General features: G+C 51.7%; 17 protein-coding genes and 5 tRNA genes. 5 read left to right on the top strand and 17 right to left on the bottom strand.

All coding sequences use genetic code 11. From position 1 onward, the window contains the following. The 3 genes from galK to gpmA all read left to right on the top strand — a co-directional run bounded on the left by galK (window position 1) and on the right by gpmA (window position 3168). Window positions 1–1149: a galactokinase gene (gene galK / locus OGX89_RS19675; RefSeq protein ID WP_126318789.1), complete on the top strand. Its 1149-nt coding sequence runs from the start codon at window positions 1–3 to the stop codon at window positions 1147–1149. Next, window positions 1143–2183: a galactose-1-epimerase gene (gene galM / locus OGX89_RS19670; protein WP_126956685.1), complete on the top strand. Its 1041-nt coding sequence runs from the start codon at window positions 1143–1145 to the stop codon at window positions 2181–2183. The genes galK and galM overlap by 7 nt, the downstream gene beginning before the upstream one ends. A gap of 232 nt (window positions 2184–2415) precedes the next feature. Further along, a complete protein-coding gene (gpmA, locus tag OGX89_RS19665; protein ID WP_003022999.1) occupies window positions 2416–3168 on the top strand; it encodes a 2,3-diphosphoglycerate-dependent phosphoglycerate mutase in 753 nt (250 codons plus the stop codon). A gap of 108 nt (window positions 3169–3276) precedes the next feature. Here the strand turns inward: gpmA and aroG are convergent, their stop codons facing one another. Beyond that, complete coding sequence (gene aroG, locus OGX89_RS19660; protein ID WP_003831449.1) at window positions 3277–4329, bottom strand: 3-deoxy-7-phosphoheptulonate synthase AroG; 1053 nt, start codon at window positions 4327–4329, stop codon at window positions 3277–3279. Between the two features lie 317 nt (window positions 4330–4646). Here aroG and OGX89_RS19655 point away from each other — a divergent pair, with 317 nt between their 5' ends. Together OGX89_RS19655 and zitB are read left to right on the top strand one after the other, a co-directional pair. Next, window positions 4647–5021, top strand: a complete 375-nt coding sequence (locus tag OGX89_RS19655; RefSeq protein ID WP_003022994.1) for a YbgS-like family protein — start codon at window positions 4647–4649, stop codon at window positions 5019–5021. 113 nt (window positions 5022–5134) lie between these two features. Further along, window positions 5135–6076, top strand: coding sequence for a CDF family zinc transporter ZitB (gene zitB / locus OGX89_RS19650; protein ID WP_063940679.1), 942 nt, complete (start codon window positions 5135–5137; stop codon window positions 6074–6076). Here zitB and pnuC read toward each other — a convergent pair. The 16 genes from pnuC to cydX all read right to left on the bottom strand — a co-directional run bounded on the left by pnuC (window position 6073) and on the right by cydX (window position 15209). Then, window positions 6073–6792, bottom strand: coding sequence for a nicotinamide riboside transporter PnuC (gene pnuC / locus OGX89_RS19645; RefSeq protein ID WP_003831446.1), 720 nt, complete (start codon window positions 6790–6792; stop codon window positions 6073–6075). The genes zitB and pnuC overlap by 4 nt on opposite strands. A 26-nt stretch (window positions 6793–6818) precedes the next feature. Next, window positions 6819–7862: a quinolinate synthase NadA gene (nadA, locus tag OGX89_RS19640; protein WP_003831444.1), complete on the bottom strand. Its 1044-nt coding sequence runs from the start codon at window positions 7860–7862 to the stop codon at window positions 6819–6821. Window positions 7863–8143: 281 nt separating this feature from the next. Continuing rightward, window positions 8144–8219, bottom strand: a tRNA-Lys gene (locus OGX89_RS19635). 32 nt (window positions 8220–8251) lie between these two features. Further along, window positions 8252–8327: transfer RNA gene (locus OGX89_RS19630), tRNA-Lys, on the bottom strand. A gap of 146 nt (window positions 8328–8473) precedes the next feature. Next, window positions 8474–8549: transfer RNA gene (locus tag OGX89_RS19625), tRNA-Lys, on the bottom strand. Between the two features lie 3 nt (window positions 8550–8552). Beyond that, window positions 8553–8628: transfer RNA gene (locus OGX89_RS19620), tRNA-Val, on the bottom strand. Between the two features lie 36 nt (window positions 8629–8664). Beyond that, window positions 8665–8740: transfer RNA gene (locus OGX89_RS19615), tRNA-Lys, on the bottom strand. A gap of 165 nt (window positions 8741–8905) precedes the next feature. After that, window positions 8906–9697, bottom strand: coding sequence for a cell division protein CpoB (gene cpoB, locus OGX89_RS19610; RefSeq protein ID WP_003831441.1), 792 nt, complete (start codon window positions 9695–9697; stop codon window positions 8906–8908). A gap of 9 nt (window positions 9698–9706) precedes the next feature. Continuing rightward, on the bottom strand, window positions 9707–10225 hold the full coding sequence (pal, locus tag OGX89_RS19605) for a peptidoglycan-associated lipoprotein Pal (RefSeq protein WP_003022983.1): 519 nt from the start codon (window positions 10223–10225) through the stop codon (window positions 9707–9709). A 34-nt stretch (window positions 10226–10259) separates the two neighbouring features. Next, window positions 10260–11552, bottom strand: coding sequence for a Tol-Pal system beta propeller repeat protein TolB (tolB, locus tag OGX89_RS19600; protein WP_003022981.1), 1293 nt, complete (start codon window positions 11550–11552; stop codon window positions 10260–10262). A 128-nt stretch (window positions 11553–11680) separates the two neighbouring features. Continuing rightward, window positions 11681–12937 carry a cell envelope integrity protein TolA gene (gene tolA, locus OGX89_RS19595; RefSeq protein WP_043015645.1) on the bottom strand — a complete coding sequence of 419 codons (1257 nt, stop codon included), beginning with the start codon at window positions 12935–12937 and terminating at the stop codon, window positions 11681–11683. A gap of 64 nt (window positions 12938–13001) precedes the next feature. Continuing rightward, window positions 13002–13430 carry a colicin uptake protein TolR gene (tolR, locus tag OGX89_RS19590; protein WP_003022978.1) on the bottom strand — a complete coding sequence of 143 codons (429 nt, stop codon included), beginning with the start codon at window positions 13428–13430 and terminating at the stop codon, window positions 13002–13004. Window positions 13431–13433: 3 nt separating this feature from the next. Beyond that, window positions 13434–14126: a Tol-Pal system protein TolQ gene (gene tolQ, locus OGX89_RS19585; protein ID WP_003022976.1), complete on the bottom strand. Its 693-nt coding sequence runs from the start codon at window positions 14124–14126 to the stop codon at window positions 13434–13436. Beyond that, a complete protein-coding gene (ybgC, locus tag OGX89_RS19580) occupies window positions 14123–14527 on the bottom strand; it encodes a tol-pal system-associated acyl-CoA thioesterase (RefSeq protein WP_003831439.1) in 405 nt (134 codons plus the stop codon). The genes tolQ and ybgC overlap by 4 nt, the downstream gene beginning before the upstream one ends. 275 nt (window positions 14528–14802) lie before the next feature. After that, entirely contained in the window at window positions 14803–15096 is a 294-nt protein-coding gene (gene ybgE / locus OGX89_RS19575) for a cyd operon protein YbgE (protein ID WP_048214655.1), read from the bottom strand. Next, window positions 15096–15209, bottom strand: coding sequence for a cytochrome bd-I oxidase subunit CydX (gene cydX, locus OGX89_RS19570; RefSeq protein ID WP_003022970.1), 114 nt, complete (start codon window positions 15207–15209; stop codon window positions 15096–15098). Before cydX ends, ybgE begins: the two co-directional genes overlap by 1 nt. Between the last annotated feature and the right edge of the window lie 9 nt (window positions 15210–15218).

Here is a 15218-nt window from a genome sequence, read left to right as displayed (position 1 = left end):
ATGAGTCTGAAAGAAAAAACACAATCTCTGTTTGCTGAAACATTTGGCTACCCTGCCACCCATACTATTCAGGCACCGGGTCGTGTGAACCTGATCGGTGAACATACCGATTATAACGACGGCTTCGTTCTGCCCTGCGCTATCGACTATCAAACCGTTATCAGCTGTGCGGCACGCGACGATCGAAAAGTCCGTGTGATCGCCGCTGATTACGAGAATCAGGTTGATGAGTTCTCGCTTGATGCGCCGATTATCGCTCATGACAGCCAACAGTGGTCAAACTACGTGCGTGGCGTAGTGAAACATCTGCAAAAGCGCAATAACGCCTTTGGCGGTGCTGATCTGGTGATCAGCGGTAATGTCCCGCAGGGTGCGGGCTTAAGTTCTTCTGCCTCGCTGGAAGTCGCTGTTGGTACGGTATTCCAGCAGCTCTATCATCTGCCGCTCGACGGCGCGCAAATTGCCCTGAATGGTCAGGAAGCTGAAAACCAGTTTGTCGGCTGTAACTGCGGCATTATGGATCAGTTGATCTCGGCACTTGGTAAGAAAGATCATGCGCTACTGATCGACTGCCGAACGCTGGGCACCAAAGCCGTTTCCATGCCTGAGGGCGTCGCGGTGGTGATCATCAACAGTAACTTTAAACGCACATTGGTCGGTAGCGAATACAACACCCGTCGCGAACAGTGTGAAACCGGCGCGCGCTTCTTCCAACAGCCAGCGCTGCGTGATGTCAGCCTTGAAGCGTTTAACGCCGTCGCCCACGAGCTGGATCCGATTGTCGCCAAACGCGTTCGCCACGTGATCACGGAAAATGCGCGTACCGTTGAAGCCGCGCAGGCGCTGGAAAAAGGCGACCTGCTGCGTATGGGCCAATTGATGGAGGAATCTCACGCCTCCATGCGCGATGACTTTGAAATTACCGTGCCGCAAATTGATACGCTGGTAGAGATTGTCAAAGCGACCATTGGCGATAAAGGCGGTGTCCGTATGACCGGTGGCGGCTTCGGCGGCTGCATCGTGGCGCTGATCCCGCAAGATTTGGTTCCTGCCGTACAGCAGGCCGTCGCGGAACAATACGAAGCGAAAACCGGTATCAAAGAAACATTCTACGTCTGCAAACCTTCACAAGGAGCAGGACAATGTTAAACGAAATCCCGGTGCAGGCTCCGGACGGTCAGCCGTTTCGCCTGCTCACCCTGCGCAATGACGCAGGGATGGTCGTCACGCTCATGGACTGGGGCGCGACACTGCTCTCTGCACGTATTCCGCTTAGCGATGGCAGCGTGCGCGAAGCATTGCTCGGGTGCGCCAGTCCGGAACAATACCCGGAGCAGGCTGCATTTCTGGGGGCTTCGATTGGTCGCTACGCCAACCGTATCGCCAACAGCCGCTATACCTTTGCCGGCGAAACCGTTGAATTAATACCAAGTCAGGGTGAAAACCAGCTGCATGGCGGGCCAGACGGTTTCGACAAACGTCGCTGGCAGATAGTCAATCAGAATGACCGTCAGGTGCTGTTCGCCTTAACATCTGACGATGGCGACCAGGGTTTCCCTGGCCATCTATGCGCCACCGCGCAGTATCGCCTGACTGACGATAATCGTATTTCGATAACCTACCGCGCCACGGTCGATAAGCCCTGTCCGGTGAATCTGACGAATCACGTTTATTTTAACCTCGATGGTGACAAAACAGATGTGCGCCAGCATAAGCTGCAAATTATGGCAGACGAGTACTTGCCGGTTGATGAAATGGGCATCCCGCATGACGGGCTGAAATCCGTCGCTGGTAGCAGTTTCGATTTCCGCACGCCTAAAATCATCAGCAGTGAATTTCTTGCCGATGACGATCAGCGCAAGGTAAAAGGTTACGATCACGCCTTCCTGCTTCAGGCACAGGGCAATGCGCGTACGCCGGTCGCTCGACTGTGGTCCCAGGATGAAAAACTGCAGATGGTGGTATACACCTCCGCCCCGGCATTGCAGTTTTACTCCGGCAACTTCCTCGGCGGTACACCATCTCGCGGACCAGGCGCCTACGAAGACTGGCAAGGTCTGGCGCTGGAAAGTGAGTTTCTCCCGGACAGCCCAAATCATCCTGAGTGGCAGCAGCCGGACTGCTTCCTGCGTCCGGGCGAAGAATATGCCAGCGTGACGGAATATCAGTTTATTCCAGTCTGATCCTTTCCCCTCACAGGCCCGATGACGTAACGTAGCGGGCCTGTTATTTGTTTATCACAGTATAACCGCTCAAATCCCCACCACTCAAAGACAAAATCGCAACCTTGAATTCACAAGAACCTTACACTGTGGCGCTATTTTCGCTATGGTTATGCGTAAGCATTGCCGCTGACGCTTTACGGCAATATAATGAGAATTATTATCATTCAATATGATTTATAGGAGTGAGTGTATGGCTGTAACTAAGCTGGTTCTGGTACGTCACGGTGAAAGTCAGTGGAACAACGAAAACCGTTTTACCGGTTGGTATGACGTTGATCTGTCAGAGAAAGGCGTGGGCGAAGCAAAAGCGGCAGGTAAACTGCTGAAAGAAGAAGGCTACAGCTTCGATTTTGCTTATACCTCTGTGCTGAAACGTGCCATCCACACCCTGTGGAACGTACTGGACGAACTGGATCAGGCCTGGCTGCCGGTTGAAAAATCCTGGAAACTGAACGAACGTCATTACGGCGCGCTGCAGGGTCTGAACAAAGCTGAAACCGCTGAAAAATACGGTGACGAGCAGGTTAAGCAATGGCGTCGCGGCTTTGCGGTAACACCACCGGAGCTGACCAAAGATGACGAGCGTTATCCAGGTCACGATCCGCGTTATGCGAAGTTGACCGACAAAGAGTTACCGGTTACCGAAAGCCTGGCGCTGACCATCGATCGCGTTATCCCCTACTGGAACGAAACCATTCTGCCGCGTATGAAAAGTGGTGAGCGCGTAATTATCGCCGCTCACGGTAACTCTCTGCGTGCGCTGGTTAAATACCTGGATAACATGGGCGAAGATGAGATCCTTGAACTGAACATCCCGACCGGCGTACCGCTGGTATATGAGTTCGACGAAAACTTCAAACCAATCAAACACTACTATCTGGGTAATGCTGACGAGATCGCAGCAAAAGCGGCAGCCGTTGCGAACCAGGGTAAAGCGAAGTAATTTTCATCCCGGGTCAAACGAAAAAAGCGTGGAATGCTCCACGCTTTTTTATTGCCGGATGACGGCGTTGCCTTATCCGGCCTACCGAGCGTAGCCCGGATGAATTTTTTAACCGCGGCGCGCTTTTACAGCATCCGCCAGCTGGCGCAACACCGCATCGGTATCTTCCCAACCAATGCAGGCGTCAGTGATACTTTTACCGTAGGTCAGCGGCTCACCGCTATCCGGGTTCTGATTACCTTCTACCAGATGGCTTTCGATCATCACGCCAATAATTGCTTTTTCGCCCCCAGCAACTTGTCCGCAAACATCTTTCGCAACATCCATCTGCTTTTTGAACTGCTTGCTGGAGTTGGCATGGCTAAAGTCGATCATCACCTGCGCTGAAAGCCCTGCTTTGATCAGACCTTCTTTCACGTCGGCAACGTGCTGAGCGCTGTAGTTCGGCTCTTTGCCGCCGCGCAGAATAATATGGCAATCGCCATTACCACTGGTATTCACGATCGCCGAATGGCCCCATTTGGTCACAGACAGGAAGCAGTGCGGCGCTCCCGCGGCGTTAATCGCATCAATCGCTACTTTTATCGTGCCATCAGTACCGTTTTTAAAGCCAACCGGGCAGGACAGACCAGACGCCAATTCGCGGTGCACTTGAGATTCTGTGGTACGTGCCCCAATCGCGCCCCAGCTCATCAGGTCGGCGAGGTATTGCGGCGTAATCATATCGAGGAATTCACCCGCAGCAGGCAATCCGCTGTCATTGATATCCAGCAGCAGTTTACGCGCAATGCGCAGCCCATCGTTGATCTGGAAACTGTTGTCCATGTGCGGATCGTTGATAAGCCCTTTCCAGCCGACGGTAGTTCGCGGTTTTTCAAAATAGACGCGCATAACGATTTCAAGCTCGCCTTTTAACTCTTCACGCAGTGCCAGCAGGCGAGCGGCATACTCTTTGGCGGCTGCCGGATCATGAATAGAGCAAGGCCCAATCACTACCAGCAGGCGATCGTCACTCCCTTTCAGGATTTTATGAATTGCCTTACGGGCATGAGCTACCGTGTTTGCGGCATTTTCAGTAGCGGGGAATTTTTCCAACAATGCGACTGGCGGTAATAACTCGTTGATCTCTTTAATGCGTAAATCGTCGTTCTGATAATTCATGATTATTCCAGCGTTGCCATACTTATATAAATGAATGCAATCCCTCCAATCTATATCTTCAGTCATAAAGTGTAAACGGGGTTTTACACTTTGGACGGATTAATCCTGGAATTAGCCAAAAAAACGCAATAAAGTAGCGAAAAACGAGATCCAACCTACAATTTATAACTGTAACAGCTTTAATTTTCATAAATTTCAAGATTCTATGCTGGGTTTAATTTCTCTGGCAAAACTATTAACCACATATTGATGATGTAACTGGCACATGCACTGTTGGAAGACGTTATCCGACATATCGACCATAACAGGAGCATATTATGCATATGACAAAGCTGGCTTCACTCTTTCTTACCGCTACACTCAGCCTCGCCAGCGGCGCGGCGCTGGCAGCTGAAACCAATACGCAGTCCAATAACGGCCAGGCAAATTCCTCGGCGGATGCCGGTCAGGTCGCCCCAGACGCACGCGAAAACGTGGCACCAAATAATGTCGACAACAGTAACGTGAATTCGGGTGGCACAATGCTGCACCCGAACGGTTCATCAATGAACCATGAAGGGATGACCAAAGACGAGATGCACAAAAACACCATGTGTAAGGACGGTCGCTGCCCTGATGTGAATAAGAAGGTTGAGACCGGAAACGGCATTAACAATGATGCTGAGACAAAAACTGATGGCACTACGCAGTAACGCTGAAAATAAAGCTAATAATGGGAGAGCAATAGCTCTCCTTTTTAATTTTATCATCCCAAAAACGGTATGATGGCATACAGTAAAGATGAGAATAACAAAGGGATGGCATAATGGCGCACTCGCATACTCATACTTCTTCTGAGCAACCCAAGGACAATAATGCCCGCCGCTTGATGTTTGCATTCTGCATTACAGCCGGATTTATGTTGGTTGAAGTGGTGGGTGGATTACTTTCAGGTTCACTGGCCTTGTTGGCCGATGCCGGGCATATGCTCACTGATGCCGCAGCGCTCCTTTTTGCGCTGCTGGCCGTCCGGTTTTCCCAGCGCCCGCCCACAATACGACACACCTTCGGCTGGCTGAGGCTCACGACACTGGCCGCGTTTGTTAATGCCATCGCATTGGTCGTGATCACCATTTTAATCGTCTGGGAAGCCATTGAGCGTTTCCATACGCCCCGCCCCGTGGCTGGCGGCATGATGATGGTTATAGCTGTCGCGGGTTTACTGGCCAACGTGCTGGCTTTTTGGGTTCTACACCGCGGCAGTGAGGAGAAAAACCTGAACGTCCGCGCCGCGGCACTGCATGTGATGGGCGATTTACTCGGCTCGGTCGGGGCGATCATCGCTGCGCTGATTATTATCTGGACGGGCTGGACGCCTGCGGACCCGATTCTCTCGATTCTGGTTTCCGTGCTGGTACTGCGTAGCGCCTGGCGACTGTTAAAGGATAGCGTTAATGAATTACTGGAAGGCGCCCCGCTGACGCTGGATATCGCCGCACTGCAGCGCCATCTCAGCCGGGATATCCCTGAAGTCCGCAATGTACACCATGTCCATGTCTGGATGGTGGGTGAAAAACCGGTAATGACGCTGCATGTGCAGGTGGTTCCGCCGCACGATCACGACGCGCTGCTGGAGCGTATTCAGCACTTTCTTATCCATCACTACCAGATTGAACACGCCACGATCCAGATGGAGTATCAGCCGTGTAATGGGCCGGACTGCCACCTGTATCAGGGGGTATCCGGCCATTCACACCATCACCATTAATGGGACAGCGCGTGGGACCCCCGCTCACGCGCGCTGTTAATCCACATCCTGCTACCGTTCAGGGCGATAACAGTCAGGATCACATACTCCAGCGACATGGCATATACGCCTTGCAGGGCGAAAATCACTACGCTTATTACGTTAATGATCACCCACAGCAGCCAGTTTTCAACGTACTTACGCGTCATCAGGATCATCGCCGCAATCGACAACACCATCATGCAGGAGTCCCAGAATGGGAATGCATCGGGTTGCAACTCAGGCACAACAACCTGTAATCCCAATGCCTGCATAATGTTCACCGCAATGCGGGTCAGGAACGCAAAGACCGGATCGATATAGACCGACATCAGGCCGATCGCCACCACGCAAGCCGCCAGCCAGCCGATCGCTTTTGGTAACGGCAGCCAGCGAATTTTCAGTTCCGCTTCATGCTGGTTGGTTTGCCTGGACCAGGCATACCAGCCGTAGATGTTGGCGGCAAAAAAGAAAACTTGCAGCAACAGGCTTGCATAGAGCTGGATCTGAAAGAAGATAATCGCAAACAGCGTGACGTTTATCAGGCCGAAGAAGTAATTGCTGATTTTCTCAAGGCTCGCCAGGCCAATACACAGCAACCCGGCGATCGTCCCCACAGCTTCGATCCAAGACAGATCGTAACCGCCAGCGCCAATCGGAATATGTACCAGAATGTTCTGCGTGCTAAAAAAGTCCATCTTTTCCCCCAGAGCAAAAATATTAATTAAGCTCGAAGTGTAGCCGCAAATTCCAACATGCGGTTTAACGGCAACAACGCCCCTTCTCGAAGCCCAGCATCAACATGTATCTCATGAGCCACTCCGCCTTGTTCCAGGCCCTCAGCAATCGCCTTGAGGCCGTTCATCGCCATCCACGGACAATGCGCACAGCTGCGACAGGTTGCCCCCTCACCAGCCGTCGGCGCTTCGAGTAACTCTTTATCCGGAACAGCCTGCTGCATTTTGTAAAAAATGCCCCGGTCAGTCGCCACAATCAGCTGTTGATGCGGTAACGATTTAGCTGCGTTGATTAACTGGCTGGTTGAGCCAACCGCATCGGCCATATCAACGATAGACTGGGGGGACTCCGGGTGCACCAACACCGCAGCATCAGGGTAAAGCCCCTTCATGCGTGTTAAAGCCTGAGTTTTAAATTCGTCGTGGACGATACAGGCCCCCTGCCAACAAAGAACGTCTGCACCGGTCTGTTTTTGTACGTAGTTGCCCAGATGTCTGTCCGGAGCCCAGATGATTTTTTCACCTAAACTATCAAGATGCTCAATAAGTTCTACCGCGATACTGGATGTGACGACCCAGTCCGCACGTGCTTTAACGGCGGCTGAGGTATTGGCGTAAACCACCACGGTACGATCCGGATGCGCATCGCAAAACGCGCTGAACGCATCAATCGGACAGCCCAGATCTAATGAGCATTCCGCCTGTAGGGTCGGCATCAGGATGGTCTTTTCCGGGCTGAGGATTTTGGCGGTTTCCCCCATAAATCTCACGCCTGCAACCAACAGCGTAGAGGCAGAATGCTTTGAGCCGAAACGCGCCATCTCCAGAGAATCAGAAATACAACCACCGGTCTCTTCGGCCAACTGCTGAATTTCGGGATCGGTGTAATAGTGCGCGACCATAACGGCATCACGCTCTTTCAGCAGGCGCTTGATTTTTTCACGATAAAATTGCTTTTCATCCACACTCAGCGGGGCTGGCTTCGGCGGAAACGGATAAATTGCTGCTTCTGGATCAAACATCACGCTCATCTTGCTTTCTCGTTTTACTGGCTTAACGAAATAACCGATTAAAAGCGTGACGCACGCCGTATTCGGTTAGATTTGTTTTATATGCTAAACAAGATAGCGGATTGGCGTAAGAAAGTCACAATAATTGCGTGTGATGAATACCGGAAGGCGACTGACGTCTTATCCGGCCTACGTGAATAGTGTCGTCTGTAGGACTGATAAGCGAAGCGCATCAGGCAAGCAGGTTCGAATCTTATAAATCGCAGATAGCAAAAAGGCGCCTTTAGGGCGCCTTTTTACACTGGTGGGGCGTGCAGGATTCGAACCTGCGACCAATTGATTAAAAGTCAACTGCTCTACCAACTGAGCTAACGCCCCCTTATGGGGTTTACTTCTTTATACTTTCAGGATGGTGGGTCGTGCAGGATTCGAACCTGCGACCAATTGATTAAAAGTCAACTGCTCTACCAACTGAGCTAACGACCCGCTCGGGTATAACCTGAAAATTTTTACTCGGTACCACCAATAAATTGGTGGGGCGTGCAGGATGACTCGACTTCGTCTCGCCCTAACGGGCCGTTGCTAAAGCAACGTTATCCTTCACGTTTAACATCTGAGTACGATGTTAAAGTTGGTGGGGCGTGCAGGATTCGAACCTGCGACCAATTGATTAAAAGTCAACTGCTCTACCAACTGAGCTAACGCCCCGAGTGGTGGGTGATGACGGGATCGAACCGCCGACCCCCTCCTTGTAAGGGAGGTGCTCTCCCAGCTGAGCTAATCACCCGATACTGCGCTGGATACTACTTACTAACTAAGTTAGTGGTGGGTCGTGCAGGATTCGAACCTGCGACCAATTGATTAAAAGTCAACTGCTCTACCAACTGAGCTAACGACCCACTTTTTTTGCCGCTTTCGGGCTGTTTGATATCCCTTGGCAACGGCGGCATATATTACTGATTTCAGATTTTAGCGCAACAAAAATTTCGATGTAAATAACTCAACTGCTTAGGAATCACACGACGCGACCAGAATTAACACGATTTCTGGTCGCATGGTGTTCATTACATCGCGCCAAGGCGTTTTTGCGCTTGTTTCGCGCCATCAGTGCCAGGGTATTTAGTGATAACCTGCTGATAAACGGCTTTCGCTTTCTCTTTATCACCTTTGTCCTGCATGATGACACCGACTTTATACATCGCGTCTGCAGCCTTTGGTGATTTAGGGAAGTTTTTGACTACAGAAGCAAAATAGAACGCTGCATCATCTTTTTTCCCCTTGTTGTAATTCAACTGACCCAGCCAGTAATTCGCATTTGGCAGGTAAGTTGAGTCTGGGTACTTTTTAATGAAGTTCTGAAATGCTTCAATCGCGTCATCCTGGCGGGATTTATCCTGCACCAGAGCAATGGCCGCATTGTAATCGGTATTCGCATCGCCAGTTTGTACCGGAGCACCTGACGCTGCCGCTGCACCCGCATCAGGTGCAGGGGTTGCTGCTGCCCCACTCTGATCGCCGCCCGCTGATTGCGCCGCAGGTGCACTACCGCTGCCAAGATTATTCATCTGCAGCAATATCTGCTTCTGGCGTTCAACAACCTGATTCAGTTGATACTGATTTTCCTGAATTTGACCGCGCAGGGAATCAATATCGGACTGATTATCGGAGAGTTGTTGCTGGAGTTGGGTTAAAAGCTGACTGTGAGCGTTAGAAATACGCTCGAGTTGAGTGACACGGTCTTCGACCGAGCCAGAGCCGACACTACTGATTGGCGCCTGTGCAAAAGCGGCCCAGGGGGCCGCTATGCCAACCAGTAACGACAGACTCAACAGATGATGTCTGAAGTTACTGCTCATGCAATTCTCTTAGTAAACCAGTACGGCGCGACGGTTTTTGGCGTAAGCCGCTTCGTCATGACCCAGTACTGCAGGTTTTTCTTTACCGTAAGAAACGATGGAGATCTGGTCAGCAGAAACGCCTTTACCCTGCAGGTACATCTTAACGGCGTTCGCACGACGCTCACCCAGGGAGATGTTGTACTCAGGAGTACCACGTTCGTCCGCATGACCTTCTACGGTGACTTTGTAAGACGGGTTGCTACGCAGGAAGTTAGCGTGAGCATCCAGCATTGCAGCGAAGTCAGAACGGATATCGTACTTGTCCAGATCGAAGTAAACGATGTTGTTCTGCTGCAGCTGTTGCATCTGAAGACGCGCTTGCTCTTCAGAAGACATGTTGCCGCTGCCGTTTGCATCCATACCAGTGCCGGCACCCAGCATGCCTTCGCTGCCGTCATTGCTGGCGTTCTTGTTAGAAGAACACGCTGCAATAGCCATAACAGGCAGAGCAATCATCAGCCCTTTCAGCACTTTGTTCAGTTGCATTTCAATGATTCCTTTATTAATCAATTATTTATTATCACAGATACGGCGACCAGGCAGGGAATTTAACCTGTCCATCAGTTGCCGGAAGACGCGCTTTGAAACGCCCATCTGTAGAAACCAAATTCAGCACGGATCCCATCCCCTGAGAAGAGCTGTAGATTACCATAGTGCCGTTAGGTGCCAGACTTGGCGTTTCGTCCAGGAACGTTGACGACAGAACTTGTACGCCACCCGCTACCAGATCTTGTTTGGCAATGTGCTGCTGACCGTTGGCCGAGCTTACCATTACCATAAATTTACCGTCGCTGCTCACATCCGCATCCTGGTTTTGCGAACCTTCCCAGGTAATGCGCTGCGGAGCACCGCCGTTGACGTTAACTTTATAAACCTGCGGACGACCGGCCTGGTCAGAAGTAAAGGCCAGGTTTTGGCTGTCCGGGAACCAGGTAGGTTCCGTGTTGTTGCTACGACCATCCGTCACCTGACGGATCTGACCGGAACCAATGTCCATGACATACAGGTTCAGGCTACCGGTTTTAGACAGGGCAAACGCCAGTTTGCTGCCATCCGGAGAAAACGCTGGCGCACCGTTGTGACGTGGGAACGACGCTACCTGACGAACCGCGCCGTTAGACAGTGTCTGAATAACCAGCGCAGAACGACCGCTTTCGAAAGTGACGTATGCCAGTTTTGAACCGTCCGGAGACCATGCCGGTGACATCAGCGGCTGCGGAGAACGGTGTACCACGAACTGGTTGTAACCATCGTAGTCAGACACACGTAATTCGTACGGGAACTGACCGCCGTTAGTCTGAACAACATAAGCGATACGGGTACGGAATGCACCTTTAATACCGGTCAGTTTTTCAAACACTTCGTCACTGGCAGTATGGCCCGCATAACGCAGCCACTGCTTGTTCACTTTATAAGTATTCTGCGCCAGTACGGTACCCGGCGCGCCACCGGTATCTACCAGTTGATAAGCGACGCTGTAGGAACCATCCGGATTCGGTGTAACCTGACCGACGACCACGGCATCAATACCCAGCGCAGACCATGCGGCAGGTTGAACTTCCTGCGCGGTACCCGGCTGCTGAGGCAGACGAGAGCGGTCTAACGGATTAAATTTACCGCTGTTACGCAGGTCAGCGCCTACGATGCCACCGATATCTTCAGGTGCAGCACCCGGCCCTGCCCACTGGAAGGGGACAACACCAATCGGGCGTGCCGAGTCCACCCCCTGGGTGATCTCGATACGTACTTCTGCGTGCAGCACCGCTGCCCACAGCATCAGAAAACCAAATGCTACTCGTAATGCCTGCTTCATCATATCTCCCTTATCTGGACGGAAAGCCCACGATAATTTAGCAGAATGTTAACAAACTCAAATACACAAAACTACCAGAACTCTGTCTCAACCTTAGACCGTTTCCCCTGAATTCTCAGGGGGCGTTATTACAGTTTAAAGTCCAGTTTGGCATCTTTTACTTTTTCATAAACAGCCTGGCTAGGCGGTTTAGGAATTCTGGCTGTTTTCGCAGCCGTCAGCGCAGCCTGGCACAATGCCGGATCTCCGCCCTCTTCGGTCACATCCAGTAACAGACCATCGGGTGCTAACTTGATATGTAATACGCAAGATTTACCTGCATACAAATCGGCACCATACAGACGACTCTGGATCGCATTACGAATTTGAGATGCGTAAGCACTGATATCAGCGCCAGATGCACCGCCATTAGCACCACTTGTACCACTATCTTTCGCCGGTTGACCGCTTCCTTTCGCTCCACCACCCGATTTCGGTGCATTCTTACCGGAGCTTAGGTCACCTAACAAGTCGTCAACGCCAGAGGCTGCTGCGGCTTTTTCGGCCGCAGCCTTTTTCGCAGCAGCCGCTTTATCAGCCGCAGCTTTCTTATCGGCAGCGGCTTTCTCGGCTGCAGCTTTTTTATCTGCAGCTGCTTTTTCAGCCGCGGCTTTCTTATCAGCCGCCGCTTTTTCAGCAGCGGCAGCTTTCGCGGCGGCGGCTTTTTCTGCTTTCTCAGCGGCAGCTTTCTCGGCTGCAGCTTGCTTAGCGGCCTCAGCCTGCGCTTTCTTCGCAGCGTCTGCTGCTGCCTTAGCAGCTTGTGCTTCTGCAGCTTTCTTCGCATCAGCGGCGGCTTTAGCAGCTTCAGCCTCAGCTTTTTTCTGTGCGTCCGCAGCGGCTTTCTTCGCAGCATCTGCCGCTTGTTTCGCCTGAGCATCAGCTTTGGCCTTCGCATCTGCAGCAGCCTTCGCCGCAGCTTCTTCAGCCTGTTTCTGTTGCTCTTGCGCTTTCGCGGCGGCGGCTTCGGCCTGCTTTTGCTGTTCCGCCTGTTCGCGCACTTTTTCCTGCGCGGCTAAACGTTCTTTTTCCAGCTGCTTCAGTCGCTCTTGCTCAGCCGCTTGCTTCTCGCGAAGTTCCTCAGCTTGCTGCTGCGCCTGTTTTTCACGCTGTTCTTCTGCACGTTTCGCACTTGCCTGCTGCTGCTGCTGCCTGTCGTACTGTTGCACAACGGCGCCAGGATCGACCATAACGGCGTCGATGGACGAACCGCCACCGCCGCCAGCTGAAGCATCAATGTGCTCATCGAACGAACTCCAGATCAGTACTGCAAATAAAATGACATGCAGCACCGCTGAAATAATTATCGCCCTTTTGAGCTTGTCGTTTTGTTCGGTTGCCTTTGACACTCTCGGTTCCCAAAAAACTGTTCGCCTGTTACGCGCTATCTTTCAAGCCAGCAAAACGCGGTCATCAGATTGGCTGCGTCATCAAGCCAACCGATTTTACGCCTGCACTGTGTAACAAGTTCAGCGCTTTAATTATTTCATCATAAGGCACGTCTTTCGCACCACCGATTAAAAAGACCGTTTTCGGATTGGTCTGCAGGCGGCTTTTCGCTTCCGCGATAACCTGCTCCGGCGGCAGTTGATCCATCCTGTCTTTCTCAACGACCACGCTGTATTGCCCAATACCGGAAACCTCAATAATGACCGGCGGTTCGTCGTTACTGCTGACGGCTTGCGATTCGGTCGCATCCGGCAGGTCGACTTCCACACTCTGCGTAATGATCGGCGCGGTTGCCATAAAGATCAGCAACAGCACCAGCAGTACGTCGAGCAGCGGTACAATATTGATTTCGGACTTGAGTTCGCGACGACCTCGTCCACGCGTTCTGGCCATGGCTTACCCCTTGTTGCTCTCGCTAACGGTAAACGCCTGGCGGTGCAGAATCGCGGTGAACTCTTCCATAAAGTTGTCGTAATTCAGTTCCAGCTTGTTCACGCGCTGATTCAGTCGGTTGTAAGCCATAACCGCCGGGATTGCCGCAAACAGACCGATAGCCGTGGCGATCAACGCTTCCGCGATACCCGGCGCGACCATTTGCAGCGTGGCCTGTTTTACCGCGCCCAGCGCGATAAATGCGTGCATGATCCCCCAAACGGTACCGAACAGACCGATATACGGGCTGATGGAGCCGACGGTGCCGAGGAATGGAATATGCGTTTCCAGCGTTTCCAGTTCACGGTTCATCGAGATACGCATCGCACGGGATGCCCCTTCAACGACCGCTTCCGGCGCGTGGCTATTCGCCCGATGCAGACGCGCAAACTCTTTGAATCCGCTATAGAAAATTTGCTCTGAGCCCGCCAGATTATCACGACGCCCCTGGCTTTCCTGATACAGACGCGACAATTCAATACCAGACCAGAACTTGTCTTCAAATGCTTCGGCTTCACGTGAAGCAGCATTAAGAATACGGGTCCGCTGGATAATAATGGCCCAGGATGCGATTGAGAAACCAATCAAAATCAACATGATAAGTTTAACCAGAAGGCTTGCCTTCAGGAACAAATCAAGGATATTCATGTCAGTCACTGCTTAAACTCCGCGACAATAGACTTGGGAAGCGCACGAGGCTTCATTTTGAGTGGATCAACGCAAACGATCAGAACTTCGGCTTCATTCAGCACGGTGTTCTCTGCGTTGACAATGCGTTGCGTGAAAACCAATGAGGTGCCACGCATTGACGTAATTTCGGTTTGAACTTCGAGCATATCGTCGAGCCGGGCAGGCGCAAAATACTCGAGGGTCATCTTGCGCACCACAAAGGCTACACGTTCGGCCAACAGGACCTGCTGACTGAAGTGATGATGACGCAGCATCTCTGTACGAGCTCTTTCATAAAAAGCGACGTAGCTGGCGTGGTAAACCACCCCACCGGCATCGGTATCTTCATAGTAGACACGAACCGGCCATCGAAACATATACTTATTCATTCCTACTGCCTCTTTGTTGGCTTCGCCCACTCACACCAGTTGCTTACCCTGGTAAGCGCCTGGTGACTCGCGTTCTTGCCGCCGCGATGCATCAAGAATGTCGTTGTATATCGCGCTGTCTTCACTGTACATCCCGGTAATGCAACAAAAGGTTAGTGCTTTCAAACTTCGCTACTATACGCGCGGGAATGGTGCTTTGGAATGGGGGAAAGTAAACGGAGAGTAAAAAATTATGGGCTTATGCAAGCCCATAAATATTTAAGGATGTTTCTTATTCAAAAGAAGAAGAAAAACAGTCCAACAACGAGGACGATATCCGCGATCAGCGGGCAGAAGATACCCTGCCAGTGTACGGCACGAGGACGGAAGCCAACGCCGTGAATAATGCCTGCGCAGACCGCCCACATCAGCAGGAAACCATGCCAGATTTCAAGCTCACTGGTTTTGGCCGCAAAACGTGACGGATCCCAGAATATGCAGCCAGCCAACACGATTGCCAGCACAAAGGAAAGCGCCCGCAGGGGGCGCTTGTCCATCGCGTTGTATACCATCGCGATAATGTTGGTCATCAGCTATCTTCTTGTCCGGCTTTGCCTGATTCAACGTGCTCAAGCGCCAGCGCTGTGATTATCCCAAATGCACAGGCAAGAAGCGTTCCCAAAATCCATGCGAAATACCACATTTTAAGCTC

The organism is Citrobacter sp. Cpo103 (assembly GCF_030332605.1).
Classification (GTDB): Bacteria; Pseudomonadota; Gammaproteobacteria; order Enterobacterales; family Enterobacteriaceae; genus Citrobacter; species Citrobacter portucalensis.
Note: the sequence above shows the minus strand (reverse complement) of the source record. Positions and strands in the feature narration are given on the sequence as shown.

Bases quoted from the DNA above. Each gene is read 5' to 3' on its own strand.
- galK (WP_126318789.1), top strand. From the start codon at position 1: ATGAGTCTGAAAGAAAAAACACAATCTCTGTTTGCTGAAACATTTGGC.
- galM (WP_126956685.1), top strand. From the start codon at position 1,143: ATGTTAAACGAAATCCCGGTGCAGGCTCCGGACGGTCAGCCGTTTCGC.
- gpmA (WP_003022999.1), top strand. From the start codon at position 2,416: ATGGCTGTAACTAAGCTGGTTCTGGTACGTCACGGTGAAAGTCAGTGG.
- aroG (WP_003831449.1), bottom strand. From the start codon at position 4,329: ATGAATTATCAGAACGACGATTTACGCATTAAAGAGATCAACGAGTTA.
- OGX89_RS19655 (WP_003022994.1), top strand. From the start codon at position 4,647: ATGCATATGACAAAGCTGGCTTCACTCTTTCTTACCGCTACACTCAGC.
- zitB (WP_063940679.1), top strand. From the start codon at position 5,135: ATGGCGCACTCGCATACTCATACTTCTTCTGAGCAACCCAAGGACAAT.
- pnuC (WP_003831446.1), bottom strand. From the start codon at position 6,792: ATGGACTTTTTTAGCACGCAGAACATTCTGGTACATATTCCGATTGGC.
- nadA (WP_003831444.1), bottom strand. From the start codon at position 7,862: ATGAGCGTGATGTTTGATCCAGAAGCAGCAATTTATCCGTTTCCGCCG.
- cpoB (WP_003831441.1), bottom strand. From the start codon at position 9,697: ATGAGCAGTAACTTCAGACATCATCTGTTGAGTCTGTCGTTACTGGTT.
- pal (WP_003022983.1), bottom strand. From the start codon at position 10,225: ATGCAACTGAACAAAGTGCTGAAAGGGCTGATGATTGCTCTGCCTGTT.
- tolB (WP_003022981.1), bottom strand. From the start codon at position 11,552: ATGAAGCAGGCATTACGAGTAGCATTTGGTTTTCTGATGCTGTGGGCA.
- tolR (WP_003022978.1), bottom strand. From the start codon at position 13,430: ATGGCCAGAACGCGTGGACGAGGTCGTCGCGAACTCAAGTCCGAAATC.
- ybgC (WP_003831439.1), bottom strand. From the start codon at position 14,527: ATGAATAAGTATATGTTTCGATGGCCGGTTCGTGTCTACTATGAAGAT.
- ybgE (WP_048214655.1), bottom strand. From the start codon at position 15,096: ATGACCAACATTATCGCGATGGTATACAACGCGATGGACAAGCGCCCC.
- cydX (WP_003022970.1), bottom strand. From the start codon at position 15,209: ATGTGGTATTTCGCATGGATTTTGGGAACGCTTCTTGCCTGTGCATTT.